Source organism: Enterobacter cloacae complex sp. IR5412 (genome assembly GCF_049237385.1).
Taxonomy (GTDB): domain Bacteria; phylum Pseudomonadota; class Gammaproteobacteria; order Enterobacterales; family Enterobacteriaceae; genus Enterobacter; species Enterobacter intestinihominis.
This window is the reverse complement of sequence record NZ_JBMKHQ010000004.1, coordinates 83,764-109,513: the sequence shown is the minus strand read 5'-3', so window position 1 is coordinate 109,513 and position 25,750 is coordinate 83,764. Positions and strand designations below refer to the sequence as shown.

The following is a 25,750-nucleotide window of genomic DNA, read 5'->3' as shown; positions in this document are numbered from 1 at the left end:
GACGCCGAATAGAAAAAGAGATCTAAAGCGTGAAGCAGTGCGCAATCCACAGATTGCGCACTAAAAAGATTAATGCAGGATTTTGGCGAGGAAGTCTTTTGCACGTTCAGATTTAGGATTTGCGAAGAACTCTTCTTTCGGTGAGTCTTCAACAATTTTCCCTTCATCCATGAAGATCACACGGTTGGCCACTTTACGGGCGAAGCCCATTTCGTGCGTCACCACCATCATGGTCATCCCTTCGTGCGCCAGTTCCACCATAACGTCCAGCACTTCGTTGATCATCTCAGGATCGAGCGCGGACGTCGGCTCATCAAACAGCATCGCCACCGGATCCATGCACAGCGCACGCGCGATTGCCACGCGCTGCTGTTGGCCACCTGAAAGCTGCGCAGGGAACTTATCCGCATGTGCAGACAGCCCGACGCGTTCCAGCAACTTCAGTCCCTTTTCACGCGCCGCTTTTTTGTCGCGCTTCAGCACTTTCACCTGCGCCAGCGTCAGGTTCTCAATGATGGAGAGGTGAGGGAACAGCTCAAAATGCTGGAACACCATCCCAACGTGGGAGCGAAGCTGGGCAAGGTTGGTTTTGCGGTCATTCACTTTGGTGCCGTTAACGACAATCTCGCCCTGCTGGACAGGTTCCAGCCCATTAACGGTTTTGATAAGCGTCGACTTACCGGAGCCGGACGGGCCGCATACCACCACCACATCGCCTTTTTTCACTTCTGTTGAGCAGTCGGTCAGCACCTGAAAGTGCCCATACCATTTAGAAACATTTTTCAGGGAAATCATTATACGGTCCTTTTCTTCAGCCAGCTGACCAACAGCGATGCGCTTAAACTAATCACAAAATAGACCCCGCCCGCGAAGAGGATCATCTCAACCTGCGTTCCGTCACGTTCGCCAATGGTGGAGGCGGTACGGAAGAAGTCTGCCAGGCTCAGCACGTAGACCAGGGAGGTATCCTGGAACAGGACGATGCCCTGCGTCAGCAGCAGCGGAACCATGGCGCGAAACGCCTGTGGCAGAATAATAAGCTTCATGGACTGCCAGTGCGTCATACCGAGCGCCAGCGCAGCGCTGGACTGCCCGCGCGAGATACTCTGAATACCTGCGCGGATGATCTCGGAGTAGTAGGCGGCTTCAAACATAGAGAATGCCACCATGGCAGAGATCAGGCGGATATCGGTTTTCGGCGACAGTCCCAGCACGTTCTGTAAAAAGCCGGGAACAATCAGGTAAAACCACAACAGCACCATGACCAGTGGAATGGAGCGGAACACGTTAACGTAAGCCGTAGCAAACCAGGCGAGCGGTTTAAAGCTCGACAGGCGCATCACTGCCAGCAGGGTGCCCCAGACAATACCGACGATAATGGCGATTACGGTAATCTTTAAGGTGATCGCCAGGCCATCCAGCAGATAAGGCATGGAGGGAACAATGGAACTCCAGTCAAATTCGTACATTATTTGCCCCCCAGATTGCCCGGCAGGCGTACTTTGCGTTCAACCAGGTTCATCACCAGCATGATGAAAGCGTTAATCAGAACATAGGCGAGCGTGATTGCCGTGAAGGATTCCCATGCGTGAGCGGAGTAATCCAGCAGTTTGCCCGCCTGCGCCGCCATATCTACCAGACCAATGGTTGAGGCGATGGCCGAGTTTTTTACCAGGTTCATCATCTCGGAGGTCATCGGCGGAACGATGACGCGGTAAGCGTTAGGCAGCAGTACGTAACGGTAGGCTTGTGGCAGGGTCAGGCCCATCGCCAGTGCCGCATTCTTTTGTCCGCGTGGCAGTGACTGTATGGCGGCACGCACCTGCTCGCAGACGCGCGCAGCGGTGAACAGTCCCAGACACAGCATGGAGGAGACAAAGAATTGTACGTTAGGATCCAGCTCGGCCTTGAACCACATGCCGAGATCTTCCGGCAGCAGTTCCGGGATCACCAGATACCAGGTAAAGAACTGCACGATCAGCGGAACGTTACGGAACAGTTCCACATAGAGCGTGCCAATCGAAGAGAGAAAACGGTTAGGGACGGTACGCAGAATACCGAACAGCGAACCGACAAGAAACGCGATAATCCACGCCGTTATCGATAACGCAACGGTAACCTGAAAGCCGCTCCACAGCCAGCCGAGATAGGTGGTGTTGCCGAACGGGGCTTGTTGCAGAAAGATGCCCCAGTTCCAGTCAATTGACATAGTAAACTCCAGAAAAAAGAGGGTAGCAGCGCTACCCTCGAAGATTGGTGAGAAGCTCAATTTTTGCGCTGAGTGGGGAACGACCACTCAACGTATAGTCTGTCCATGCTTCCCGACAATCGAGAGGGCAGGAGATCCCGCCCCTGTCGTTCTAGTTAGTTAAGAGCTTTGTCGTTTGGTGATTTGAACAGCGCTTTCATGTCGTCAGACAGTTCAAAGTTCATGTTCAGGTTTTTTGGTGGAATTGGGTTCTTGAACCATTTGTCGAACCATTTTGCCGCTTCGCCAGAGGTTTGCGCCTGAGCGATGGTGTCATCGATCAGCTTTTTGAAGCCTTCATCGCCTTTACGCAGCATACAGCCGTAAGCTTCTTTCGACTGCGCAGTCCCGACGATTTCCCAGTTGTCGGGTTTCTTCGCCTTGGCGCGCTCGCCTGCCAGCAGAGCGTCATCCATCATAAACGCAACGGCACGACCGCTTTCCAGGGTACGGAAGGAGTCGCCGTGATCTTTCGCGCTGATGATGCGCATGTCCATTTTCTTCTCGTCGTTCAGCTTGTGCAGCAGCACTTCGGACGTGGTACCGGAGGTCACGACAACCGCTTTGCCTTTCAGGTCAGCAAAATCTTTGATATCGCCGCCTTTCTTCGTCAGCAGGCGGGTGCCTACAACGAAGATAGTGTCCGAGAAAGCGGCCTGTTTCTGACGCTCAAGGTTGTTGGTGGTTGAGCCACATTCAAAATCAAATGTGCCGTTTTGCAGCAGAGGAATACGGTTCTGTGAAGTGATGGGGATCAGCTTCACTTGCAGGTCAGGTTTGTTCAGCTTTTTCTTCACGGCTTCAACGATGGCGTTGGAGTAATCCTGTGAATAGCCCACGACTTTTTGCGTGTTGTCGTAGTAAGAGAACGGGACAGAAGATTCACGGTGGCCGACCACGATCACGCCGTTTTTGGCAATCTTGTCGAGAGTGCTTCCTGCTGCCGGAGCGTCTTCAGCGTGAACGATGCCCGCAGACATTCCCATAACCAGCATTGCTGTGGCCAGTTTACGTAATTGCATACCCAACTCCTTTCTTATCAGCGCCAGTGACGCTTTGATACCCATTGTGATGTTGTTATATCTCGCGCAATGCGAGTGCAGTGTTATGCAAGCTTGTTAACATTTAGTCTGGCTTAATGTAAAGATTTTGCTGCGTTATTGTTTATTTTTGCGAAGCGCGCCGCACCATTCAGAGGCAATAATCTCTCGTTGCACCGTTTCGGTGCTACCGGAGATCCATGCTGGTGCGACAAGGTTGCACGTTAAGCCAGACAGCGTTTGCGTAATTAAACAAAGCAACAGGCGTGCCAGAATTGAAGTTTAGGCGGAAATTGTCGGGTGGCGGCTGCGCCGGAGAGTAGGCCGGGTAAGGCGTAGCCGCCACCCGGCAACAGAAGGCCAGGTTATCTACGACGCTGACGCAGGCTCATCACTACGGCGGCAAAACCGAACAGCGTGGTCAGGATCCACAGCGGCCAGTTCCCGGTGCGCGCATAAGGCGTCAGGCCCGTAGCTGGCGTCACTTTCGTGGTCAGCACCTCACGGGTGAACTGCGGGATCATGGCCTGGATTTCACCCTGCGGGCCAATCACGGCGGTGATGCCGTTATTGGTGCTGCGCAACAGCGGACGTGCCAGCTCCAGAGAACGCATTCGTGCCATCTGGAAGTGCTGCCACGGGCCGATCGATTTACCGAACCACGCATCGTTTGAGATGGTCAGCAGATAGTCGGTGTCCGGGCGGAAGTTATCGCGCACCTGCTCGCCGAGGATAATCTCGTAGCAAATAGCGGCCGTCAGGGCAAAACCGTGCGCATGCAGCTGCGGCTGAACGTAAGGGCCCCGGCTGAATGAGGACATCGGCAGGTCAAAGAACGGTGCCAGTGGGCGCAGAATAGACTCCAGCGGAACAAATTCGCCAAACGGTACAAGGTGATTTTTGTTGTAACGATTGGTGGAGGTATAGCTGTATTCGCTGTCCTTACCGAGCGTAATGATCGTGTTGTACGTGTCATAGCGGTTCTGCTGATTGAGACGCGCATCCACAATTCCGGTAATCAGCGTACTGCCGCGCGCGCGCAGCAGATCGTCCATCATCTTCAGGAAGGGCTGCTGATTGATCTCCAGATCCGGGATCGCAGACTCAGGCCAGATGATGAGCTGCGATTTACCCATCACCTTTTCAGTGGCATTGGCGTAGATTTTCAGCGTGTTCAGCAGCTGATTCTCATCCCATTTCAATGACTGCGGGATATCGCCCTGTATCAACGATACCTGCGTGGCGCGCGCGGGCTCCAGCGTGAACCACTGGATATAACGCAGTGGGAAAGGCAGGGCAAACAGGATTAACGCGGCAACCAGCGGCTTCCAGTTACGTGTCACCAGAGCCAGCACCAGCAGGCCGCTGACCGCCATGAGCAGGAAGTTAATCGCCTCCACGCCCATGACGGGAGCCAGACCTTTCAGCGGGCCGTCCACCTGGCTATAGCCGAACTGCAACCACGGGAAGCCGGTCAGTACCCAGCCGCGCAGAAATTCGGTGATTTGCCAGACAACGGGAGCCGCTATCGCGACGCGCAGCCAGGTCGTTTTAGGCCACAGACGAGATAGAATACCGGCGAACAGGCCAGTGTAGAGCGAAAGATAGGCGGCGAGCAGCACAACCAGGAAGACGTTAACCGGCCCCGGCATTCCGCCAAATTGCGCGATACTGACGTAGACCCAGTTGATACCAGAGCCAAACAGCCCCAGCCCCCAGAAGTAGCCTATGGCCGCGGCCTGTACCGGACGACGGTTCAGGGTAAGACCCTGTAGCCCCATCAGGGAGAGAATAGCGGCTGGCCAAATATCGTAAGGAGAAAAAGCCAGCGTACCGCTGGCTCCGAGTAACAGCGCCAGCAGCAAACGGACGCGCTGGCGTTCAAAGAGTGGGGCAAATGCCATTTACATTAATCTTCCAGTTTTGGCACCGGTGAGTCGTCCGGCATTCTGACATGAACCTGAATAATACGTCGGCTGTCAGCCATTGCGACCTTGAACTGGTAACCATCGATGTCAACGGTTTCACCGCGGGCCGGAAGATGGCCGAAGGCCTGCATCACCAGACCACCAATGGTGTCCACTTCTTCATCGCTGAAGCTGGTGCCAAAGGTGTCATTGAAGTCTTCAATGGAGGCCAGCGCGCGCACGGTCCAGGTGTGGCGGCTCAGCTGACGGAAGTCGATATCCTCTTCTTCGTCATACTCATCTTCGATTTCGCCCACGATCAGCTCAAGGATGTCTTCGATTGTGACCAGACCGGAAACGCCACCAAATTCATCAATAACAATCGCCATGTGATAGCGCTGGGAGCGAAACTCCTTCAGCATCCGATCCACACGCTTACTTTCCGGCACAACCACGGCCGGGCGTAACACTTTTTCCATACTGAAGGCTTCGGCATCGCTGCGCATAAACGGCAGCAGATCTTTCGCCATCAAAATCCCTTCAATGTGATCTTTGTCTTCGCTGATGACCGGGAAACGTGAGTGAGCCGATTCGATAATCACATCGAGGCACTCGTCCAGCGTCTGGTTGCGTTTCAGGGTAATCATCTGCGAGCGGGGGATCATGATGTCGCGGACGCGCTGGTCGGCGATGTCCATCACCCCTTCGAGCATTTCGCGCGTATCTTCGTCGATAAGGTCGTTCTGCCCGGAATCACGAATCAGCTCCAGCAGTTCATCACGGTTTTTCGGTTCGCCGTGGAAAAGCTGGTTCAGGATGAGGGAGAAAAATCCCTTTTTAGTGGTTGTCGTGTCGCTACTGTGTGAATTGTCGTCGCTCATGGCGTTTGTTAAGGGTTCTCTTGTTAGTTCAACGTTAACCGCCGCGCTATGTCCCTGCGCGGCGGCATGGTAGTCAGTGACTGACTATTCTTTCTCGGCAATGTACGGATCCTCATAGCCCAGAGCAAGCATTATCTCTGTCTCAAGGGATTCCATCTCTTCCGCTTCGTCATCTTCAATATGGTCGTAACCCAGAAGATGCAGGCTACCGTGCACCACCATGTGTGCCCAGTGCGCTTCCAGCGGCTTTTGCTGCTCTTTGGCTTCCTGCTCAACCACCTGACGGCAGATGATCAGATCGCCCAGCAGCGGCATCTCAATGCCCGGAGGGGCTTCGAATGGGAAAGAGAGCACATTGGTCGGCTTATCTTTCCCGCGATAGGTCAGGTTGAGCTCATGGCTTTCTGCTTCATCCACCAGGCGAATCGTGACCTCTGATTCTTCCTGAAACTGGGGGATAACGGCATCCAGCCATTTCTGAAACTGTGCCTCTTCTGGCATGCCGGAATTATCTTCACAGGCCAGCTGTAAATCGAGGATCACCTGACTCATTTCTGTTCATGCTCCTGCGCTTCGCGCTTACGTTCTGCGGCCAGTTCGGCCCTGCGCTTCTGATCTGCCTCTTCCCAGGCCTCATAAGCGTTAACGATACGCGCGACCACCGGATGGCGTACCACGTCTTCACTGTGGAAGAAGTTGAAGCTGATTTCCTCTACCTCGGCCAGGACTTCGATGGCGTGACGCAGACCCGATTTGGTGTTACGCGGCAGGTCAATCTGGGTGACGTCACCGGTGATAACCGCTTTCGAGTTAAAGCCGATACGCGTCAGGAACATCTTCATCTGTTCGATGGTGGTGTTCTGGCTCTCATCCAGAATGATGAACGCGTCGTTAAGCGTACGGCCACGCATGTAGGCCAGCGGGGCGACTTCAATCACGTTACGTTCAATGAGCTTTTCAACTTTCTCGAAGCCGAGCATTTCGAACAGCGCGTCGTACAGCGGGCGCAGGTAGGGGTCCACTTTCTGACTTAAATCGCCCGGCAGGAAGCCGAGTTTCTCACCGGCTTCTACAGCAGGGCGGGTCAGCAGGATACGGCGGATCTCCTGACGCTCAAGTGCATCGACCGCAGCAGCAACGGCCAGATAGGTTTTACCCGTACCCGCCGGACCCACGCCAAAGGTGATGTCATGGTCGAGAATGTTGGCGATGTACTGTGCCTGGTTCGGGGTACGAGGCTTAATCACGCCGCGTTTGGTTTTGATGTTGATGGCTTTGCCATAGTCCGGCACGCTTTCCGCGCTCTGCTCAAGCACGCGCGCCTCTTTGATGGCCAGGTGGATCTGTTCAGGTTCAATATCCTGGATCTCACCGCGCATCGGGGCGGTATCAACATACAGGCTGCGGAGAATATCTGCCGCGGCGTTGACGCAGATTGGGCGTCCGGTGAGTTTGAAATGGTTATCGCGACGATTGATTTCGATACCCAGACGTCGCTCCAGTTGTTTGATGTTGTCATCAAACGGCCCGCACAGGCTCAGCAGGCGAGCGTTGTCTGCGGGCTCAAGGCTAATTTCACGCGTATCTATGTTCAAACTGTTCCTCTTTATTTGGTTAACTGACCTGTGGCCACACGGCGTAATAAAACGGTCATTACCGAAATTATTCACGCCATAGAATAAAGGCGCAAGCGTTGCGGTAGATATTGGGGGTGATGAGAGGAAATACAAGGCCTGCCGGACAGGCAGGCCAGAGGGATCAGGGCTGGTAAATACCTACGCCAGAATCGTTGACTTTACGGGTGCGAGAGATAACGGATTCCGGAGTCTGTGCAATACGCAGACCCATTTCGTCCTCAGTGCGTACCACCTTCCCGCGCAGCGAGTTCGTGAGCACTTCGACAATCTCGACGTCCACAAACTTACCAATCATGTCCGGGGTGCCTTCAAAATTCACCACGCGGTTATTTTCGGTTCGACCAGACAGTTCCATGATGCTCTTACGGGAAGTGCCTTCCACCAGAATACGCTGGACAGTGCCGAGCATACGACGGCTCCAGGCGTTGGCCTGCTGGTTGATACGCTCCTGCAAAATATACAGACGCTGCTTTTTCTCTTCTTCCGGCACATCGTCAACCATATCGGCCGCTGGGGTGCCCGGGCGTGCTGAGAAGATGAAGCTGTAGCTGACGTCGAAATTCACCTCGCCGATGAGCTTCATGGTGCGCTCGAAGTCATCAGCGGTTTCGCCAGGGAAGCCGACGATAAAGTCGGAGCTAATCTGGATATCCGGGCGCGCTTCACGCAGCTTGCGGATGGTGGACTTATACTCCAGCACCGTATGTGGACGACCCATCAGGTTCAGCACGCGGTCAGAGCCGCACTGGATCGGCAGGTGCAGGAAGCTCACCAGCTCTGGCGTATCGCGATAGACGTCAATAATGTCGTCGGTAAATTCCATCGGATGGCTGGTGGTAAAGCGAATGCGGTCAATGCCGTCAATCGCCGCCACCAGACGCAGCAGTTCAGCAAAGCTGCCAGTGGTGCCGTCGTAGTTTTCCCCGCGCCAGGCGTTCACATTCTGGCCCAGCAGGTTCACTTCGCGAACGCCCTGCGCGGCAAGCTGCGCGATTTCAAACAGGATATCGTCTGCCGGGCGGCTCACTTCTTCACCGCGGGTGTAAGGTACCACGCAGTAAGTACAGTATTTGTTGCAGCCTTCCATGATGGAGACGAAGGCGGTCGGGCCATCAGCGCGCGGCTCTGGCAGACGGTCAAATTTCTCGATCTCCGGGAAACTCACGTCAACCACCGGGCTACGGCTGCCGCGAACCTGGTTAATCATCTCTGGCAGGCGGTGCAGGGTCTGAGGGCCAAAAACGATATCCACATAGGGGGCTCTCTGGCGGATCAGCTTACCTTCCTGCGATGCGACGCAGCCACCCACGCCAATGATCAGGTCCGGATTTTTCCGTTTGAGAAGCTTCCAGCGGCCTAACACATGAAAGACTTTTTCCTGTGCTTTTTCACGAATTGAACAGGTGTTCAGCAGCAGCACATCGGCTTCTTTCGCATTTTCAGTCAGCTGGTATCCGTGGGTGGTATCCAGCAGATCGGCCATCTTCGATGAATCGTATTCGTTCATCTGACAGCCCCAGGTTTTTATATGGAGTTTTTTAGTCATCGACTTGCTCAGCTCAGGATTGCAAGCCGCGTATTGTAATGCTTTGGTGCGGTTGTGACCAGTATGAAGGTTGTCAACCTCAGGGCCGCAAAAATCCGGTAAACTTAAGGTATTCTCCAATAAGGAATAGTGACCATGACACTCCTGAACACCGAAGTTGCCGTTGTTGGCGGCGGTATGGTCGGCGGCGCACTGGCGCTGGGGCTGGCGCAGCAGGGATTTGACGTAATCGTTATTGAACAGGCGGCTCCGCCGGTATTCGATCCTGCCAGCCAACCGGACGTGCGTATTTCCGCCATCAGCGCGTCCTCTGTTGATCTGCTTCGCGGGCTGGGCGTCTGGGAGGCGGTGCTGGCGATGCGCGCGCACCCCTACAGCCGTCTTGAAACCTGGGAGTGGGAAAATGCTCACGTCTCGTTTGACGCCGCCGAGCTGAAACTGCCGCGTCTGGGCTATATGGTGGAAAACAACGTGCTCCAGCAGGCGCTCTGGCAGGCGCTGGAGGCGCACCCGAAGGTGACGCTGCGCGTTCCGGACTCGCTAAAAGCCCTGCATCGTCATGAAGGTGGATATCTCCTGACGCTGGATAACGACGATGAGCTGGCCGTAAAGCTGGTGGTGGGGGCGGATGGCGCGAACTCGCAGGTCAGGCAGATGGCAGGCATTGGGATCCATGCCTGGCAGTATCACCAGTCCTGCATGCTGATCACCGTGCAGTCAGAAAACGCGCCGGGCGAAAGCACCTGGCAGCATTTTACGCCGAACGGCCCGCATGCATTCTTACCGTTGTTTGATAACTGGGCTTCGCTGGTGTGGTACGACAAGCCGGCGCGCATTCGACAGTTGCAGGGGCTGTCCATGGAACAGTTGCAGCGCGAAATCCGCCAGCACTTCCCGCGCCGTCTGGGTAACGTGACCCCGGTTGCCGCTGGCGCATTCCCGCTGATGCGACGCCATGCGTTGCAGTATGCCCGTGAAGGGCTGGCCCTGGTGGGAGACGCGGCGCACACCATTCATCCGCTGGCGGGGCAGGGGGTTAACCTGGGATACCGTGACGTCGATGCGTTACTGGATGTGCTGGGTAACGCTCGCGCCCACGCGGAAGCCTGGGCCAGCCATGAGGTACTGAAGCGCTACCAGACGCGCCGTATGGCGGATAACTTCATTATGCAGTCGGGGATGGATCTGTTCTATGCCGGGTTCAGCAATGACGTGGGTCCGGTGCGGATATTGCGCAATATTGGATTGATGGCAGCGGAACGTGCCGGTGGTCTGAAGCGTCAGGCACTGAAATACGCCCTCGGACTCTAATCTTTATTCCCTCTCCCCGTGGGAGAGGGTTAGGGTGAGGGCATCAGGCCGCACTATTCTGAGCAACAAAAACAAAAAAGCCCGCAGAGCGGGCTTGTTTGTTTTAAGTGGCTGGGGTGCAGGGATTCGAACCCCGGAATGCTGGTATCAGAAACCAGAGCCTTACCGCTTGGCGACACCCCAATTGCGTTAAACAAACTGCTTAACGACTTTAAAGTGGCTGGGGTACGAGGATTCGAACCTCGGAATGCCGGAATCAGAATCCGGTGCCTTACCGCTTGGCGATACCCCAACAATGTTCAGTTTACCGAATCGTATTCGATAACATAAATATGGTGGCTACGACGGGATTCGAACCTGTGACCCCATCATTATGAGTGATGTGCTCTAACCAACTGAGCTACGTAGCCAGTACTGCAATCTTCGATGGCTGGGGTACCTGGATTCGAACCAGGGAATGCCGGTATCAAAAACCGGTGCCTTACCGCTTGGCGATACCCCAATACCGCGGAGAACCGCATGATCGAAGAAATATGGCTGGGGTACCTGGATTCGAACCAGGGAATGCCGGTATCAAAAACCGGTGCCTTACCGCTTGGCGATACCCCATCCGTGCAACGCTTACCTGGGAATGGTGCGGGAGGCGAGACTTGAACTCGCACACCTTGCGGCGCCAGAACCTAAATCTGGTGCGTCTACCAATTTCGCCACTCCCGCAAAAAAGATGGTGGCTACGACGGGATTCGAACCTGTGACCCCATCATTATGAGTGATGTGCTCTAACCAACTGAGCTACGTAGCCATCTTTTTTTCGCGTTACCTTATCGGCGTTGCGGGGCGCATTATGCGTATAGACCCTTGCAGCGTCAACACCTTTTTCAATGAAAATAGCCGGAATGTGACTGTTTGGTTAGGTTGCGAACAGCGAGGCCGAATATTCGACAATTATTGGTTATTAATCGATTTTATGCGGGGAAAAGAGAGGAAAAAAAAACAGGCCCCGGAGGGCCTGATGATACTCTAAACATTATTTATAGGCAGACTGGTGAACGCCCACTGCGCGTCCTGACGGATCGTTCATGGCTTTGAAGGATTCATCCCATTCAATGGCTTTAGCAGAAGAGCAGGCGACCGATGGACCACCCGGTACGCACTCGGCTGCACTTGGAACCGGGAACAGCTCCTCAAAGATCTCACGGTACAAATACGCTTCTTTCGAGGCTGGCGTGTTGTACGGGAAGCGGAAGCTCGCAGTTTCCAGTTGTTGATCAGAAACCTGTTTTGCCGCCACCTCTTTCAGGGTGTCGATCCAGCTGTAACCTACGCCATCGGAGAACTGCTCTTTCTGACGCCACGCCACGCTCGCCGGCAGGTAGGATTCAAAACATTCACGCAGGATATGTTTCTCCATTTTGCCGTTGCCGCACATTTTGTCCTGCGGGTTGATGCGCATCGCCACATCGAGGAATTTCTTATCGAGGAACGGCACGCGGGCTTCCACACCCCAGGCGGACATCGCTTTGTTGGCGCGCGCGCAGTCAAACATGTGCAGCGCCTGTAGCTTACGCACCGTTTCTTCATGCAGCTCTTTGGCGTTTGGCGCTTTGTGGAAATAGAGATAACCGCCAAACACTTCGTCAGAACCTTCGCCGGAGAGCACCATCTTGATGCCCATCGCTTTGATCTTCCGCGACATCAAATACATCGGCGTGGAGGCGCGAATGGTGGTCACATCATAGGTTTCAATGTGATAGATCACATCGCGGATCGCATCCAGACCTTCCTGTACGGTGAAGTGAATTTCATGGTGCACCGTGCCGAGATGGTTCGCCACTTCCTGGGCGGCTTTCAGGTCAGGTGCCCCTTCCAGACCCACGGCAAAGGAGTGCAGCTGCGGCCACCAGGCTTCAGAGCGCTCCTGATCTTCCACGCGACGTGCGGCGAATTTCTTGGTGATCGCGGAGATCACGGAGGAGTCCAGACCGCCGGAGAGCAGTACGCCGTAGGGTACGTCTGACATCAGGTGGCTTTTCACTGACTCCTCTAGTGCCTGACGCAGTTCGGCTTTGTCCGTCACGTTGTCTTTCACCGCCTCATAATCAAACCAGTCGCGCTGGTAGTACGGGCGGATCTCGCCGTCTTTACTCCACAGGTAGCTACCTGCCGGGAACTCTTTGATGGTGCGGCACACCGGTACCAGGGCTTTCATCTCTGAGGCAACGTAGAAGTTACCGTGTTCATCGTGTCCCATGTACAGCGGGATAATACCAATATGGTCGCGGCCAATCAGGTAAGCGTCTTTTTCGCTGTCGTACAGCGCGAAGGCGAACATACCTTGCAGGTCGTCGAGGAACTCCGGGCCTTTCTCCTGATACAGCGCCAGGATCACTTCGCAGTCTGAGCCGGTCTGAAACGCGTAGCGATCGCCGTACTCGGCGCGCAGCGCCTGATGGTTGTAAATTTCACCGTTAACAGCCAGCGCGTGCGTTTTTTTCTCGTTATACAGCGGCTGTGCGCCAGCGTTGACATCAACAATGGAGAGACGTTCGTGAGCCAGAATCGCTTTATCGCTGGCGTATACGCCTGACCAGTCCGGACCGCGATGGCGCATCAGGCGGGACAATTCGAGTGCTTTTTTACGCAGTTCGCCCGCGTCAGTTTTAATATCCAGTACGCCAAAAATAGAACACATAACCTTCTCCGTTAACCCTGTTGCGTTGTGATGTTGCTTGCTTATGAAAATGCCGCAAAAAGGGGAGGGGGCGCAAGCGTTTTACCGATGAAAACGTAAAAAGTGCAATGGCAATTGCCGAATCTTAAAAAAAGAGTATGCATTAAGCCATTCTATTGATGATTTCTCAATGAAGAGCTGATTTCGTTAGATGAAGTGATATTTTCAGGCAGCAGAAATGAAAAACCACGCCCTGAGGCGTGGTTCTGAATCAAATAACGTCGATTTCGTCGACAGAGGGGTAAATCCAGCTTGGCCGGAACGGCATCGTATCAATGTCATCAAGCTGTGAAACGCCAGAAAGCACCAGGATGGTTTCAAGCCCGGCCTGGAAGCCGGCCAAAATATCGGTGCGCAGGTTGTCGCCAACAATGACGGTTTCTTCTGAGTGTGCCTGCATCGTATTCAGTGCAGCGCGGATGATCCACGGGCTCGGTTTGCCGACAACAAACGGCTTACGGCCTGAGATTTTTTCGATACCGGCGCACAGCGCACCGCAGGCGGGATAAAAACCACGACCATGCGTATCCGGGTTAGTGGCGATAAAACGTGCACCATTGGCGACAAAGTAGGCTGCTTTATGCATCATCTCCCAGTTAAAGGAGCGCGTTTCGCCCACGATGACAAAGTCCGGATTCACGTCGGTGATGGTGAAGCCCGCTTTATACAGCTCGTGGATCAGCGCGCCTTCGCCAACCACGTAGGCTTTTTTGCCTTCCTGACGCTTCAGGAAATCCGCGGTCGCCATCGCAGAGGTATAAAACACGCTGTCCGGGACATTGACGCCCGCGGTAGCAAAGCGATTTGCCAGATCCTGACCAGTCTGTGAAGGGTAGTTCGTGAGAAGAACCAGTGGCATTCCTTTGTCGATGATGCGGTGAAGAAACTCCGCAGCACCTGGCACGGCAACGTTGTCGTGCATCAGCACGCCGTCGATATCACAAATTACATTCTTAATGGTCATGGACTATCCGACATCAAAAAAAGAAGGCGTTACTATAAGGTCCGATCAGGATTCCAGCAAATGTTGCAGCAGGATCCCGTTGAGCATGGCACGTTTTACCAGGGCGAATGCGCCAATTGCCGAGCGGTGATCGAGCGTAGATCGCACCACCGGCAAATTCTGGCGAAATGCCTTCAGCGCCTGGGTATTGATGCAGCCTTCAATGGCAGGCAGTAATACTTTTTCGGCTTCAACGATCTCGCCGGCAATCACCACTTTTTGCGGATTAAACAGGTTGATGGCAATGGCGATGGTCTTACCCAGGTGGCGTCCTACCTGTTCGATCACTTCGCAGGCCAGCGCATCGCCTTTGTTTGCCGCTTTGCAGATGGCATCGATCTTACAGTCGCCCAGCGTGACGCGGCTCTGATAACCCTGCTCCAGCAGGTGGCGGACGCGATGTTCAATGGCGGCATTGGCGGCAACGGTTTCAAGACAGCCAAAGTTACCGCAGTGGCAGCGCTCGCCAAGCGGTTCCACCTGGATATGACCGATCTCGCCTACGTTACCGTTACGACCAATAAAAATGCGGCCATTCGAGATGATGCCCGCACCTGTACCACGGTGAACGCGCACCAGAATAGAGTCTTCGCAGTCCTGGCTCGCACCAAAGTAGTGCTCCGCCAGCGCCAGCGAGCGGATATCGTGACCAACAAAGCAGGTCAGCTTGAAGCGTTTTTCCAGCGCCTCAACCAGCCCCCAGTTCTCTACCTTAATGTGCGGCATGTAGCGAATAACGCCGCTTTCCGGGTCAACCAGACCGGGTAAAATCACCGAGATGGCGATGAGTTCACGGATCTTGCGCTGACAGCTTTCGATAAACTGCGCGATGGTATTCAGTAACGCGTGTTCGAGCGTCTCCTGTGTGCGCTCAGGAAGGGGGTAGTGCTCTTCGGCAATGGCCTTGCTGCTCAGATCGTAGAGCGTAAGCGTGGTGTCATGACGGCCTAAGCGAACGCCAATGGCCTGAAAATTGCGGGTTTCAGTGACGATGGAAATCGCGCGGCGGCCGCCGGTGGAGGCCTGCTGATCCACTTCTTTGATCAGGCCGCGCTCAATAAGCTGACGTGTAATTTTTGTCACGCTGGCGGGAGCAAGCTGGCTTTGTTCGGCTATCTGAATGCGTGAGATTGGCCCGTGCTGGTCAATCAGGCGATAAACTGCCGCGCTGTTAAGTTGTTTAACGAGATCGACATTACCGATTTGAGCTTGTCCGCCTGGTGTCATACTTTTACTTACTCAGTGACGACCTCGTTACCATTAACGATGGTCTTAATAATTTTATAATCGTGTGTGAACGCCGTCAGGTTTGCAACCATACCTGGCGCAATACCGCCGAGCTGTTTATCGACGCCAATAGCACGCGCCGGATAAAGCGTGGCCATGCGCAGCACTTCCTCAAGCGCAATGCCGCAATGTTCAACGAGGTTACGTACCCCTTCGATCATCGTCAGAGAAGAACCGCTCAGCGTGCCGTTCTCATCCACACACAGTCCATTCCGGTAGTATATTGTTTTACCAGCAAAAATGAACTGGTCAATATTCGCTCCTGCCGGAGCGGTAGCATCCGTGACCAGGCAGAGCTTGTCGCCTTTAAGGCGCTTGGCGTTGCGGATGTTGGTGTAATCGACATGCAAGCCGTCGGCGATAATGCCGCAGTAGACGTCTGGTTCATCCAGAATTGCGCCAACCAGTCCCGGTTCGCGACCGGTAATATACGGCATCGCGTTATAAAGGTGTGTGGCAAATGTAATACCTGCGCGGAAACCGGCCTTCGCCTCTTTAAGCGTCGCGTTCGAATGGCCCGCAGATACCACAATCCCGGCGGCGGCCAGTTTGCTGATAACGTCCGTGCCGGTCATTTCCGGTGCCAGCGTCACTTTGGTGATCACATCGGCATTGGCGCACATGTAATCCACCAGCTCGGCATCCGGTTTGCGCACGTAGTTCGGGTTATGGGTGCCTTTCTTGACCATATTCAGCCATGGTCCTTCCAGGTGCAGACCCAGCGCCTGATTCGGATGTTTTGCCAGGTATTCACGCATGACGCGGATACCCTGTTTCATCAGGTCATCGCTGCTGGTAATCAGCGTTGGCAGATAGCTGGTGCAGCCCGATTTCTCGTTGGCGTTTTGCATGATTTCCAGCGTTTCAACCGTTACCGCCTCTGCGGTATCGTTAAACTGGACACCGCCGCAGCCGTTAAGCTGTACGTCGATGAAACCGGGGGAGATTACTGCTCCATTGAGGGAACGCTGTTCGATCTCCGGCGGCAGTTCCGCCAGCGGGCAAACACGTTCAATCAGGCCATTGGCGATTACAATCGCATGGTCATCCAGAATTTCATGGCCGGTATAAATCCGACCGTGGGTTAAAGCGTACATATCGACCCCCGGTTAAAAAAGCGACCGCCCCTGATAAAAGAGGCGGTTATTCAATTACAGACCTTTAATGTTCTCAGCTTCCAGCTCGTTGAAGTATTTCAGCGTTTTCACTTTCAGCTCCATGGTGGACGGTTCGTCACACACGACAACCGCTTTTGGATGCAACTGTAAGCAGCTGATCGTCCACATATGGTTCACGTTGCCTTCAACGGCAGCCTGAAGCGCTTGCGCTTTCACTGCGCCCAGTACCAGAATCATCACTTCTTCGGCATCCAGCAGTGTACCCACACCCACGGTCAGCGCGTATTTCGGCACCTGATTGACGTCGCCGTCAAAGAAGCGGGAGTTAGCCACACGCGTGTCATGGGTCAACGTTTTAATACGGGTACGGGAAGCCAGTGAAGATGCCGGTTCGTTGAACGCGATATGACCATCGTTGCCTACGCCGCCCATAAACAGGTGGATTTTACCGTAGGAACGGATTTTTTCTTCATACTGACGGCATTCTGCGTCAATATCAGGCGCGTTTCCATTCAGCAGGTTAATGTTTTCAGCCGGAATATCAACGTGATCGAAGAAATTACGGTGCATAAAGCTGTGGTAACTTTCCGGATGTTCCTTTGGCAGGCCGACATATTCGTCCATGTTGAAGGTCACAACATGTTTAAAGCTAACCTGGCCCGCTTTGTGCATTTCAACCAAAGCCTTATACGCGGTCAGGGGAGTACCACCGGTTGGAAGACCGAGTACGAAAGGACGATCGGCTGTTGGTTTGAACGCGTTGATGCGGTTAACGATATGACGAGCAGCCCATTTTCCGACTTGTTCAGCTGTTGCCAGGGGAATCAGTCTCATTATTCACCTCTAAAGTTTAAGTAAAAGTGGGCGGATGATTAGTGCAACCTGAACTAAGCGTAACCTGGAACCTTTCAGGCCGGATCAATCCGTCTTGATTTTTTGAATGATAAAATAAGTTTTCGTGGTTAGCCAGTGAAAGGGAGGGTTTAATACGATATTTGGTGACAATAATCACAAAAAATAGGTGTTTAATTTGCGATACGAATTAATTTTTCACACACTCACACTGCCAGTGAATCATCAACAGTATCTATCGTTCGTGACACAATAAAAACATAGTTTATGCGCGAGTCTTAACAAAGGGTCTCGTAGGGGGAATAGGATGAATATTTTAGGTTTTTTCCAGCGCCTCGGTAGGGCTTTGCAGCTCCCTATCGCCGTGCTACCGGTTGCAGCGTTGCTGCTGCGATTCGGGCAACCCGATCTTCTTAATGTGCCGTTTATTGCCCAGGCAGGCGGCGCCATTTTTGACAACCTTGCGCTGATTTTCGCCATCGGCGTGGCGTCAAGCTGGTCAAAAGACAGCGCCGGTGCTGCGGCACTGGCAGGGGCGGTAGGTTACTTCATCCTCACGAAAGCGATGGTAACCATCAACCCGGAAATCAACATGGGTGTACTGGCGGGTATCATTACCGGTCTGGTCGGTGGCGCCGTGTACAACCGCTGGGCGGGTATCAAACTGCCTGACTTCCTGAGCTTCTTCGGCGGTAAACGTTTTGTGCCGATTGCGACGGGCTTTTTCTGTCTGATCCTCGCCGCCATCTTTGGCTACGTTTGGCCACCGGTTCAGCATGCTATCCATGCGGGTGGCGAGTGGATCGTGTCTGCGGGCGCAATGGGCGCGGGCATCTTCGGTTTCATTAACCGTCTGCTGATCCCAACCGGTCTGCATCAGGTACTGAACACCATCGCCTGGTTCCAGATTGGTGAGTTCACCAACGCGGCTGGCGCGGTATTCCACGGTGATATCAACCGCTTCTACGCAGGCGACGGCACCGCGGGCATGTTCATGTCCGGCTTCTTCCCAATCATGATGTTTGGTCTGCCTGGCGCCGCGCTGGCAATGTACCTGGCTGCGCCGAAAGCGCGTCGCCCAATGGTTGGCGGGATGCTGCTGTCCGTTGCGATCACCGCCTTCCTGACCGGCGTGACCGAGCCGCTGGAATTCCTGTTCATGTTCCTGGCTCCGCTGCTGTATCTGATGCACGCGATCCTGACCGGTATCAGCCTGTTCGTTGCCACCCTTCTGGGTATCCATGCAGGCTTCTCCTTCTCCGCAGGCGCTATCGACTATGTGTTGATGTACAACCTGCCGGCGGCAAGCAGCAACGTCTGGATGCTGGTGGTGATGGGCCTGATCTTCTTCGTTATCTACTTCGTTCTGTTCAGCGCGGTTATTCGTATGTTTAACCTGAAGACGCCGGGCCGCGAAGATACGAAAGATGATGTTGTGACCAGTGAAGCCAACAGCAACACCGAAGAGGGTTTAACCCAGCTGGCAACCAGCTATATTGCCGCTGTGGGTGGCACCGACAACCTGAAAGCGATCGATGCCTGTATTACCCGTCTGCGTCTGACCGTGGGCGACTCCGCGCGCGTGAGCGATGCAATGTGCAAACGCCTTGGTGCGTCTGGTGTGGTGAAGCTGAACAAACAAACCATCCAGGTTATCGTGGGTGCGAAAGCCGAATCTATCGGCGATGAAATGAAAAAAGTGGTTGCCCGTGGGCCGGTCGCTGCCGCCTCAACGGATAACGCGCCAGTGGCTGACGCGCCGGTTGCAAAACCGCAGGCTGTGCCAAATGCGGTGACCATCGCTGCGCTGGTTTCTCCGGTGACAGGTGACGTTGTTGCGCTTGAGCAGGTGCCTGACGAAGCGTTCGCCAGCAAAGCGGTCGGTGATGGCGTGGCGGTGAAACCAACGGACAAAACCGTGGTCTCTCCGGCAGCCGGTACTATCGTGAAAATCTTCAACACCAACCACGCGTTCTGCCTGGAAACGGAAAAAGGCGCGGAGATCGTTGTCCATATGGGTATCGATACCGTTGCGCTGAACGGTCAGGGCTTTACTCGCCTGGTGGAAGAGGGCGCTGAAGTGGCGGCAGGCCAGCCGATTCTGGAAATGGATCTGGAGTTCCTAAACGCCAACGCGCGCTCCATGATAAGCCCGGTAGTGTGCAGCAACATCGACGACTTCAGCGGTCTGGTGATCCAGGCGCAGGGGCAGGTAGTTGCAGGCCAAACGCCACTGTATGAGATTAAAGGCAAGTAATCGCTCCTGAGTAGAGTTATGCCTTTAGCGGCGGGGGATATCCTCCGCCGCTTTTTTTTGCAGCAATTGCCCCCATTATTTTCTTCCGGGACGTTTTAAGGGTTGTCACTACGTCCGGCTTATAAGATCATATGCCGTTATACGTTGTTTACGCTTTGAGGAATCCACGATGAGTGAGGCAGAAGCCCGCCCGAGTAACTTTATTCGTCAGATCATCGATGAAGATCTGGCCAGTGGTAAGCACACCACAGTCCACACGCGTTTCCCGCCGGAGCCAAATGGCTACCTGCACATTGGTCACGCCAAATCGATCTGCCTGAACTTTGGTATTGCGCAAGACTACCAGGGGCAGTGCAACCTGCGTTTCGATGACACCAACCCAGTAAAAGAAGACATCGAATACGTTGAGTCGATTAAAAACGACGTGCAATGGCTGGGCTTCAACTGGTCTGGCGATATCTGCTACTCCTCAGACTATTTCGATCAGCTGTATGCCTATGCGGTTGAACTAATTAACAAGGGTCTGGCATACGTCGACGAGCTCTCTGCTGACGAAATCCGTGAATACCGCGGTACGCTGACTCAGCCCGGTAAGAACAGTCCGTTCCGCGATCGTAGCGTGGAAGAGAACCTGGCGCTGTTTGAAAAAATGCGTGCCGGTGGCTTTGAAGAAGGTAAAGCGTGTCTGCGTGCCAAAATCGATATGGCGTCCCCGTTCATCGTGATGCGCGATCCGGTGCTGTACCGCATTAAGTTCGCAGAACACCACCAGACCGGTAACAAGTGGTGCATCTACCCGATGTACGACTTCACCCACTGCATCAGCGATGCGCTGGAAGGCATTACGCACTCTCTGTGCACGCTGGAATTCCAGGACAACCGTCGTCTGTACGACTGGGTGCTGGATAACATCACCATTCCTGTGCATCCGCGTCAGTACGAGTTCTCTCGTCTGAACCTGGAATACACCGTGATGTCCAAGCGTAAGCTGAACCTGCTGGTCACTGACAAGCACGTTGAAGGCTGGGACGACCCACGTATGCCGACCATCTCTGGCCTGCGTCGTCGTGGCTACACCTCCGCCTCCATTCGTGAGTTCTGCAAACGTATCGGCGTCACCAAGCAGGACAACACCATCGAAATGGCGTCTCTGGAATCCTGCATTCGTGAAGACCTGAACGAAAACGCGCCGCGCGCGATGGCGGTGATCGATCCAGTGAAACTGGTTATCGAAAACTATCCGCAGGGCGGGAGCGAACTGGTCTCTATGCCTAACCATCCGAACAAACCGGAAATGGGCACCCGCGACGTGCCGTTCAGCGGTGAAATCTGGATCGATCGTGCCGACTTCCGCGAAGAAGCGAACAAGCAGTACAAGCGTCTGGTGCTGGGCAAAGAAGTACGTCTGCGTAACGCCTATGTAATCAAAGCCGAGCGCGTAGAGAAAGATGCGGAAGGTAACATCACGACCATCTTCTGTACGTACGACGCAGAAACGCTGAGCAAAGATCCGGCGGATGGCCGTAAAGTGAAAGGTGTAATCCACTGGGTGAGCGCGCAGCATGCGCTGCCGGTTGAGATCCGTCTCTACGACCGTCTGTTCAGCGTGCCTAACCCAGGCGCAGCGGAAGACTTCCTGGCGGTTATTAACCCTGAGTCGCTGATTATCAAGCAGGGGTATGCCGAGCCGTCTCTGAAAGCCGCTGAAGCCGGTAAAGCGTTCCAGTTCGAACGTGAGGGTTATTTCTGCCTGGACAGTCGTTACAGCACGGCAGAAAAACCGGTATTTAACCGTACCGTGGGTCTGCGTGATACCTGGACTAAGATCGGCGAATAATAACGCTGCTCTGGTCAATGAGAAACAAACGCCGCGTAATGCGGCGTTTTTTTATTTAACGATCATGTCGTTAAGCATCGGGATAATCTTTTAAAGCCAACATTCCAGGTCAATGTGGTGCTACTTATTTTATTTAAAAAAAGTTTGTTGTTTTCCAAAAACAGAAACGCTGAAAAATATATTCTCAATCTCAATGTTACTTACTGAAAATTAGCGTATTCCCCCGCCAGTACTCGCTTCCCGGTAAATGTTACAAAGCACTACGAAATATGTGCTCTTCGTCATAATCCTGACTTTTGCCTGATTAAAAGCATTGATAATTCGCGTCGCGAAAAATAACCTAAAGACGGTAGTTAATTCGAGGGTATTTCTGACTACCCCTGACCATTTGGTCTTTTCTGTTTTTCGCCGTTTAAGGCGTTTTAATTCGTCAAAGAGGAATAATCTATGCGTACGTTCAGTGGCAAACGTAGTGCGCTGGCGCTGGCTATCGCCGGTGTGACAGCAATGTCGGGCCTGGTGGTTGCGCCAGAGGCAAAAGCAGCAGGTTTCATTGAAGATTCCACCCTTACGGGCGGTATTTATTACTGGCAACGTGAGCGTGACCGTAAAGACGTCACTGAAGATAAATACAAAACTAACCTTTCTCACTCGACCTGGAACGCCAACCTGGATTTCCAGTCGGGATATGCCGCCGATATGTTCGGGATCGATATTGCAGCGTTCACCGCAATTGAAATGGCCGAAAATGGCGACAGCGGCCATCCGAACGAAATTGCGTTCTCCTCCAGCAATAAAGCTTACGACGAAGACTGGTCCGGCGATAAAAGCGGAATCAGCCTGTATAAAGCGGCTGCAAAATTCAAATATGGCCCGGTCTGGGCGCGTGGTGGTTATATCCAGCCAACCGGTCAGACGCTGTTAGCGCCGCACTGGAGCTTTATGCCAGGTACCTATCAGGGCGCGGAAGCCGGTGCTAATTTTGACTACGGCGATGCGGGGGCGTTGAGCTTCTCCTATATGTGGACCAACGAGTACAAAGCGCCGTGGCACATTGAGATGGACAAGTTCTATCAAAACGATAAAAAAACCAAAGTTGATTATCTCCACTCGCTGGGGGCGAAGTACGACTTCAAAAACGATCTGGTGCTGGAAGCGGCTTTTGGTCAGGCTGAAGGCTATATCGATCAGTACTTTGCTAAAGCCAGCTACAAATTTGATATCGCAGGTAGCCCGCTGAGCACCAGCTATCAGTTCTACGGTACGCGCGACAAGGTCAGCGATGGCAGCGTAAATGATATTTATGACGGCACCGCGTGGTTACAGGCGCTGACCTTCGGCTACAAGGTGGGTCAGGTTGATTTGCGTCTGGAGGGTACATGGGTTAAGGCAGAAGGGCAGCAGGGCTACTTCCTGCAACGTATGACGCCAACCTACGCCTCTTCCAACGGTCGTCTGGATATCTGGTGGGATAACCGCTCTGACTTCAACGCCGACGGCGAAAAGGCGGTCTTCTTCGGCGCAATGTATGACCTGAAGAACTGGAACCTGCCTGGCTGGGCAGTGGGTGCGTCCTACGCGTACGCCTGGGACGCGAAGCCAGCGGATATGGCTACGCCAGACGCCTACTACGATCCGAACTACCGTCTGAAAGAGTCTTCATACAGTCTGGATGCGATTTACACCCTGCAGGAGGGGCGTGCGAAAGGCACGATGTTCAAACTGCACTTCACCCAGTATGACAACCACTCCGATATCCCGAGCTACGCGGGCGGTTACGGCAACATCTTCCAGGATGAGCGCGACGTGAAATTCATGGTCATTGCGCCATTTACCATCTTCTGATGAATGCTGCGGCGGGCTGTGTCCCGCCGTTATGGAGACTGAACATGATGAAAAAAAGGGTAATCGTTGCGCTGCTGGCATTCGGGCTGGTGGCGTGCGCGCAGGATCAGGCGCCGAAAGAAGACTCCCGTCTGAAAGAGGCGTATAGCGCTTGCATCAATACCGCACAAGGTTCACCTGAGAAGATTGAAGCCTGTCAAAGCGTGCTGAACGAGCTAAAAAAAGACAAAGCCCATGAGCAATTCGCCACGCAGGAAAACGTTCGCGTGATGGATTACCAGGCCTGTATTCAGGCGCGTAAAACCGGTAACGATCAGGAAGTGGCGAAGCGTTGCGATAAGATTTGGGACGAGATTCGCAATAACAATAAATAAGTTGCTTTACGCCCGGTGGCGCTGCGCTTACTGGGCTTTTTCCAGGCAAAAAAAAGCCAACCTCACGGCTGGCTCAGAGTATGAACACTGACTTATTTTGCGTCGTGCGCATGTTCATTTTCGCGGCAATCCCCTTCAGCACAGTGACCGTACAGGTACAGGCTGTGGTTGGTCAGGCGGATGCCATGACGGGCGGCGATTTCACGCTGGCGTGATTCAATGGAATCATCGCTAAATTCAATGACCTTGCCACAGTCGAGGCAGATCAGGTGATCGTGGTGGTGCTGCTGAGTCAGCTCGAACACGGATTTACCGCCTTCGAAATTATGACGAGTAACAATGCCCGCGTCATCAAACTGGTTCAGCACACGATAGACGGTTGCCAGCCCAATCTCTTCACCCATATCGATAAGACGCTTATAAAGGTCTTCCGCACTGACATGGTGATTGTCTGGCCCCTGAAGCACTTCAAGGATTTTTAACCGAGGAAGCGTTACTTTCAGGCCAGCTTTCTTTAATGCGGTATTGTTGTCAGTCATGCGGAATCTGTCCTGTTGCTAAACGATTCACTTCAAAAGAAGAAGTGACAGAAAATGCACTTGGGATAATGCGTCTCATTATAGAACTGCCATGGCTAAATGAAAACTGCAAGTCTCAAGCAAAGTATGCTTATAAAAACGTGGTATCACCAACAAACTTGTTCGATGGCACCCACTTTTTACCAGGGGGATATTGTACAGGTCTGGACGAAAAAGTTAAAAGTTTGTAGCAATTAATTTAATCGGTTTTACCTGGACAACGGGCGCAACCGGAGTTGCGCCGCAGGGATATCAGGCGTTAAGGATATCGTCCAGGTTCAGCTCTTCACGAACCTGCTTAACCCATTTTTCTACACGCTCTGCGGTCAGCTCTGGCTGACGGTCTTCATCAATGGCAAGGCCAACGAAGTGATCGTCATCTGCCAGACCTTTGGAAGCTTCAAAGTGGTAACCCGCTGTTGGCCAGTGACCAACGATCGCCGCACCGCGCGGCTCAATGATGTCACGAATAGTGCCCAGCGCATCACAGAAATACTCAGCGTAGTCTTCCTGATCGCCACAGCCAAACAGGGCAACCAGCTTGCCGTTGAAGTCGACTTCTTCCAGCGTCGGGAAGAAATCGTCCCAGTCACACTGTGCTTCACCGTAGTACCAGGTCGGGATGCCCAGCAGCAGGATGTCATAGCCCTCGAGATCTTCTTTGCTGCTCTTGGCGATGTCATGCACATCAGCAACGTCTTTACCGAGCTGTTTTTGAATGTTTTTTGCGATATTTTCAGTATTGCCGGTATCACTGCCAAAGAAAATGCCGATGATTGCCATGAGTAAAATAACCTCTTGAAACTTAATGGTATGGTGGCGCAAATTGTCCACGGATAAGGGCAATAATAGCAGAACAGGCAACCCTGCGGAAACAGCTATCACGCAGGACTGCACTCTGTGCTACATGAAAAAGGTAATATTGGGGATTTTCTGACTCACGCCTTGCCGCGTAACGTCTCAAGCTGGGCGATCAGCATCTCTTCGATCAGTTCGCTGCGGCTGATGTTGCGCGCGTCAGCTAACTCGTTAAGCGCATCGACGGCATCGGCATTCAGCTTGAGTTCGACACGCTTAAGCCCACGATTTTTATCGCGTTTAAGCTGGTTGCGTTTATTGATACGCAGCTGTTCATCGCGCGAAAGCGGATTCGTTTTCGGTCGTCCCGGTCGACGCTCATTCGCGAACAGATCTAGTGTCGTACGGTCCGTTTGTTCTTTGGCCATGATTCTGAGACTTCGGGGGAAACACGCCGCCCTGCTAATGCCCGGGCGATAAGCGCGCCATCATACATCACC

The 25,750-nt window shown here is 53.5% G+C and carries 22 protein-coding genes and 7 tRNA genes; 5 read left to right on the top strand and 24 right to left on the bottom strand.

What is annotated here, in order from left to right:
• Window positions 1–69 precede the first annotated feature (69 nt).
• From ACOTX2_RS09205 to miaB, 9 genes are all read right to left on the bottom strand, one after another.
• On the bottom strand, window positions 70–795 hold the full coding sequence (locus tag ACOTX2_RS09205) for an amino acid ABC transporter ATP-binding protein (protein ID WP_006809622.1): 726 nt from the start codon (window positions 793–795) through the stop codon (window positions 70–72).
• Window positions 795–1,469 (bottom strand): glutamate/aspartate ABC transporter permease GltK, encoded by a 675-nt coding sequence (gene gltK / locus ACOTX2_RS09200; protein ID WP_022647437.1) that lies wholly within the window; start codon window positions 1,467–1,469, stop codon window positions 795–797. Before gltK ends, ACOTX2_RS09205 begins: the two co-directional genes overlap by 1 nt.
• Window positions 1,469–2,209 (bottom strand): glutamate/aspartate ABC transporter permease GltJ, encoded by a 741-nt coding sequence (gene gltJ / locus ACOTX2_RS09195; RefSeq protein WP_015571133.1) that lies wholly within the window; start codon window positions 2,207–2,209, stop codon window positions 1,469–1,471. The genes gltK and gltJ overlap by 1 nt, the downstream gene beginning before the upstream one ends.
• A gap of 155 nt (window positions 2,210–2,364) precedes the next feature.
• Window positions 2,365–3,270: an amino acid ABC transporter substrate-binding protein gene (locus ACOTX2_RS09190; RefSeq protein WP_022647438.1), complete on the bottom strand. Its 906-nt coding sequence runs from the start codon at window positions 3,268–3,270 to the stop codon at window positions 2,365–2,367.
• Between the two features lie 383 nt (window positions 3,271–3,653).
• Window positions 3,654–5,192: an apolipoprotein N-acyltransferase gene (lnt, locus tag ACOTX2_RS09185; RefSeq protein ID WP_022647439.1), complete on the bottom strand. Its 1,539-nt coding sequence runs from the start codon at window positions 5,190–5,192 to the stop codon at window positions 3,654–3,656.
• Between the two features lie 5 nt (window positions 5,193–5,197).
• Complete coding sequence (gene corC / locus ACOTX2_RS09180; RefSeq protein WP_003858679.1) at window positions 5,198–6,076, bottom strand: CNNM family magnesium/cobalt transport protein CorC; 879 nt, start codon at window positions 6,074–6,076, stop codon at window positions 5,198–5,200.
• 84 nt (window positions 6,077–6,160) lie between these two features.
• A complete protein-coding gene (gene ybeY / locus ACOTX2_RS09175; RefSeq protein WP_003858677.1) occupies window positions 6,161–6,628 on the bottom strand; it encodes an rRNA maturation RNase YbeY in 468 nt (155 codons plus the stop codon).
• Window positions 6,625–7,671: a PhoH family protein gene (locus tag ACOTX2_RS09170; RefSeq protein WP_003858674.1), complete on the bottom strand. Its 1,047-nt coding sequence runs from the start codon at window positions 7,669–7,671 to the stop codon at window positions 6,625–6,627. The genes ybeY and ACOTX2_RS09170 overlap by 4 nt, the downstream gene beginning before the upstream one ends.
• Before the next feature lie 163 nt (window positions 7,672–7,834).
• Window positions 7,835–9,259: a tRNA (N6-isopentenyl adenosine(37)-C2)-methylthiotransferase MiaB gene (gene miaB / locus ACOTX2_RS09165; protein WP_003858672.1), complete on the bottom strand. Its 1,425-nt coding sequence runs from the start codon at window positions 9,257–9,259 to the stop codon at window positions 7,835–7,837.
• 135 nt (window positions 9,260–9,394) lie between these two features.
• Here miaB and ubiF point away from each other — a divergent pair, with 135 nt between their 5' ends.
• Entirely contained in the window at window positions 9,395–10,570 is a 1,176-nt protein-coding gene (gene ubiF / locus ACOTX2_RS09160) for a 3-demethoxyubiquinol 3-hydroxylase (protein ID WP_063148012.1), read from the top strand.
• 108 nt (window positions 10,571–10,678) lie between these two features.
• Here ubiF and ACOTX2_RS09155 read toward each other — a convergent pair.
• The 12 genes from ACOTX2_RS09155 to nagB all read right to left on the bottom strand — a co-directional run bounded on the left by ACOTX2_RS09155 (window position 10,679) and on the right by nagB (window position 17,543).
• Window positions 10,679–10,753 (bottom strand) — tRNA-Gln (locus ACOTX2_RS09155).
• Window positions 10,754–10,787: 34 nt separating this feature from the next.
• Window positions 10,788–10,862 (bottom strand) — tRNA-Gln (locus ACOTX2_RS09150).
• Window positions 10,863–10,903: 41 nt separating this feature from the next.
• A tRNA-Met gene (locus tag ACOTX2_RS09145) sits at window positions 10,904–10,980 on the bottom strand.
• Between the two features lie 17 nt (window positions 10,981–10,997).
• Window positions 10,998–11,072 (bottom strand) — tRNA-Gln (locus tag ACOTX2_RS09140).
• 32 nt (window positions 11,073–11,104) lie between these two features.
• A tRNA-Gln gene (locus ACOTX2_RS09135) sits at window positions 11,105–11,179 on the bottom strand.
• A gap of 23 nt (window positions 11,180–11,202) precedes the next feature.
• Window positions 11,203–11,287 (bottom strand) — tRNA-Leu (locus tag ACOTX2_RS09130).
• Window positions 11,288–11,295: 8 nt separating this feature from the next.
• Window positions 11,296–11,372, bottom strand: a tRNA-Met gene (locus tag ACOTX2_RS09125).
• Window positions 11,373–11,597: 225 nt separating this feature from the next.
• Complete coding sequence (gene asnB / locus ACOTX2_RS09120; RefSeq protein ID WP_015571128.1) at window positions 11,598–13,262, bottom strand: asparagine synthase B; 1,665 nt, start codon at window positions 13,260–13,262, stop codon at window positions 11,598–11,600.
• Between the two features lie 250 nt (window positions 13,263–13,512).
• Window positions 13,513–14,265, bottom strand: coding sequence for a ribonucleotide monophosphatase NagD (nagD, locus tag ACOTX2_RS09115; protein WP_003858667.1), 753 nt, complete (start codon window positions 14,263–14,265; stop codon window positions 13,513–13,515).
• 45 nt (window positions 14,266–14,310) lie between these two features.
• On the bottom strand, window positions 14,311–15,531 hold the full coding sequence (nagC, locus tag ACOTX2_RS09110) for a DNA-binding transcriptional regulator NagC (protein ID WP_100148833.1): 1,221 nt from the start codon (window positions 15,529–15,531) through the stop codon (window positions 14,311–14,313).
• A gap of 8 nt (window positions 15,532–15,539) precedes the next feature.
• Window positions 15,540–16,688: an N-acetylglucosamine-6-phosphate deacetylase gene (gene nagA, locus ACOTX2_RS09105; protein WP_023299598.1), complete on the bottom strand. Its 1,149-nt coding sequence runs from the start codon at window positions 16,686–16,688 to the stop codon at window positions 15,540–15,542.
• A gap of 54 nt (window positions 16,689–16,742) precedes the next feature.
• A complete protein-coding gene (gene nagB / locus ACOTX2_RS09100; protein WP_003858663.1) occupies window positions 16,743–17,543 on the bottom strand; it encodes a glucosamine-6-phosphate deaminase in 801 nt (266 codons plus the stop codon).
• A gap of 325 nt (window positions 17,544–17,868) precedes the next feature.
• Here nagB and nagE point away from each other — a divergent pair, with 325 nt between their 5' ends.
• From nagE to chiQ, 4 genes are all read left to right on the top strand, one after another.
• Window positions 17,869–19,818, top strand: coding sequence for a PTS N-acetyl glucosamine transporter subunit IIABC (gene nagE, locus ACOTX2_RS09095; RefSeq protein ID WP_022647444.1), 1,950 nt, complete (start codon window positions 17,869–17,871; stop codon window positions 19,816–19,818).
• 169 nt (window positions 19,819–19,987) lie between these two features.
• On the top strand, window positions 19,988–21,655 hold the full coding sequence (glnS, locus tag ACOTX2_RS09090; protein ID WP_015571127.1) for a glutamine--tRNA ligase: 1,668 nt from the start codon (window positions 19,988–19,990) through the stop codon (window positions 21,653–21,655).
• 447 nt (window positions 21,656–22,102) lie between these two features.
• On the top strand, window positions 22,103–23,500 hold the full coding sequence (chiP, locus tag ACOTX2_RS09085; protein ID WP_017694280.1) for a chitoporin ChiP: 1,398 nt from the start codon (window positions 22,103–22,105) through the stop codon (window positions 23,498–23,500).
• Between the two features lie 47 nt (window positions 23,501–23,547).
• On the top strand, window positions 23,548–23,874 hold the full coding sequence (gene chiQ / locus ACOTX2_RS09080; protein ID WP_023299602.1) for a ChiQ/YbfN family lipoprotein: 327 nt from the start codon (window positions 23,548–23,550) through the stop codon (window positions 23,872–23,874).
• A gap of 92 nt (window positions 23,875–23,966) precedes the next feature.
• On the opposite strand, the gene fur is transcribed toward chiQ, so the two are convergent.
• From fur to ybfE, 3 genes are all read right to left on the bottom strand, one after another.
• Window positions 23,967–24,413: a ferric iron uptake transcriptional regulator gene (gene fur / locus ACOTX2_RS09075; protein WP_003858655.1), complete on the bottom strand. Its 447-nt coding sequence runs from the start codon at window positions 24,411–24,413 to the stop codon at window positions 23,967–23,969.
• 291 nt (window positions 24,414–24,704) lie between these two features.
• On the bottom strand, window positions 24,705–25,235 hold the full coding sequence (gene fldA / locus ACOTX2_RS09070; RefSeq protein WP_003858653.1) for a flavodoxin FldA: 531 nt from the start codon (window positions 25,233–25,235) through the stop codon (window positions 24,705–24,707).
• A 155-nt stretch (window positions 25,236–25,390) separates the two neighbouring features.
• On the bottom strand, window positions 25,391–25,678 hold the full coding sequence (gene ybfE, locus ACOTX2_RS09065; RefSeq protein WP_003858652.1) for a LexA regulated protein: 288 nt from the start codon (window positions 25,676–25,678) through the stop codon (window positions 25,391–25,393).
• Between the last annotated feature and the right edge of the window lie 72 nt (window positions 25,679–25,750).

Coding starts and splice junctions, on each gene's coding strand:
- ACOTX2_RS09205 (WP_006809622.1), bottom strand. CDS start 795: ATGATTTCCCTGAAAAATGTTTCTAAATGGTATGGGCACTTTCAGGTG.
- gltK (WP_022647437.1), bottom strand. CDS start 1,469: ATGTACGAATTTGACTGGAGTTCCATTGTTCCCTCCATGCCTTATCTG.
- gltJ (WP_015571133.1), bottom strand. CDS start 2,209: ATGTCAATTGACTGGAACTGGGGCATCTTTCTGCAACAAGCCCCGTTC.
- ACOTX2_RS09190 (WP_022647438.1), bottom strand. CDS start 3,270: ATGCAATTACGTAAACTGGCCACAGCAATGCTGGTTATGGGAATGTCT.
- lnt (WP_022647439.1), bottom strand. CDS start 5,192: ATGGCATTTGCCCCACTCTTTGAACGCCAGCGCGTCCGTTTGCTGCTG.
- corC (WP_003858679.1), bottom strand. CDS start 6,076: ATGAGCGACGACAATTCACACAGTAGCGACACGACAACCACTAAAAAG.
- ybeY (WP_003858677.1), bottom strand. CDS start 6,628: ATGAGTCAGGTGATCCTCGATTTACAGCTGGCCTGTGAAGATAATTCC.
- miaB (WP_003858672.1), bottom strand. CDS start 9,259: ATGACTAAAAAACTCCATATAAAAACCTGGGGCTGTCAGATGAACGAA.
- ubiF (WP_063148012.1), top strand. CDS start 9,395: ATGACACTCCTGAACACCGAAGTTGCCGTTGTTGGCGGCGGTATGGTC.
- asnB (WP_015571128.1), bottom strand. CDS start 13,262: ATGTGTTCTATTTTTGGCGTACTGGATATTAAAACTGACGCGGGCGAA.
- nagD (WP_003858667.1), bottom strand. CDS start 14,265: ATGACCATTAAGAATGTAATTTGTGATATCGACGGCGTGCTGATGCAC.
- nagC (WP_100148833.1), bottom strand. CDS start 15,531: ATGACACCAGGCGGACAAGCTCAAATCGGTAATGTCGATCTCGTTAAA.
- nagA (WP_023299598.1), bottom strand. CDS start 16,688: ATGTACGCTTTAACCCACGGTCGGATTTATACCGGCCATGAAATTCTG.
- nagB (WP_003858663.1), bottom strand. CDS start 17,543: ATGAGACTGATTCCCCTGGCAACAGCTGAACAAGTCGGAAAATGGGCT.
- nagE (WP_022647444.1), top strand. CDS start 17,869: ATGAATATTTTAGGTTTTTTCCAGCGCCTCGGTAGGGCTTTGCAGCTC.
- glnS (WP_015571127.1), top strand. CDS start 19,988: ATGAGTGAGGCAGAAGCCCGCCCGAGTAACTTTATTCGTCAGATCATC.
- chiP (WP_017694280.1), top strand. CDS start 22,103: ATGCGTACGTTCAGTGGCAAACGTAGTGCGCTGGCGCTGGCTATCGCC.
- chiQ (WP_023299602.1), top strand. CDS start 23,548: ATGAAAAAAAGGGTAATCGTTGCGCTGCTGGCATTCGGGCTGGTGGCG.
- fur (WP_003858655.1), bottom strand. CDS start 24,413: ATGACTGACAACAATACCGCATTAAAGAAAGCTGGCCTGAAAGTAACG.
- fldA (WP_003858653.1), bottom strand. CDS start 25,235: ATGGCAATCATCGGCATTTTCTTTGGCAGTGATACCGGCAATACTGAA.
- ybfE (WP_003858652.1), bottom strand. CDS start 25,678: ATGGCCAAAGAACAAACGGACCGTACGACACTAGATCTGTTCGCGAAT.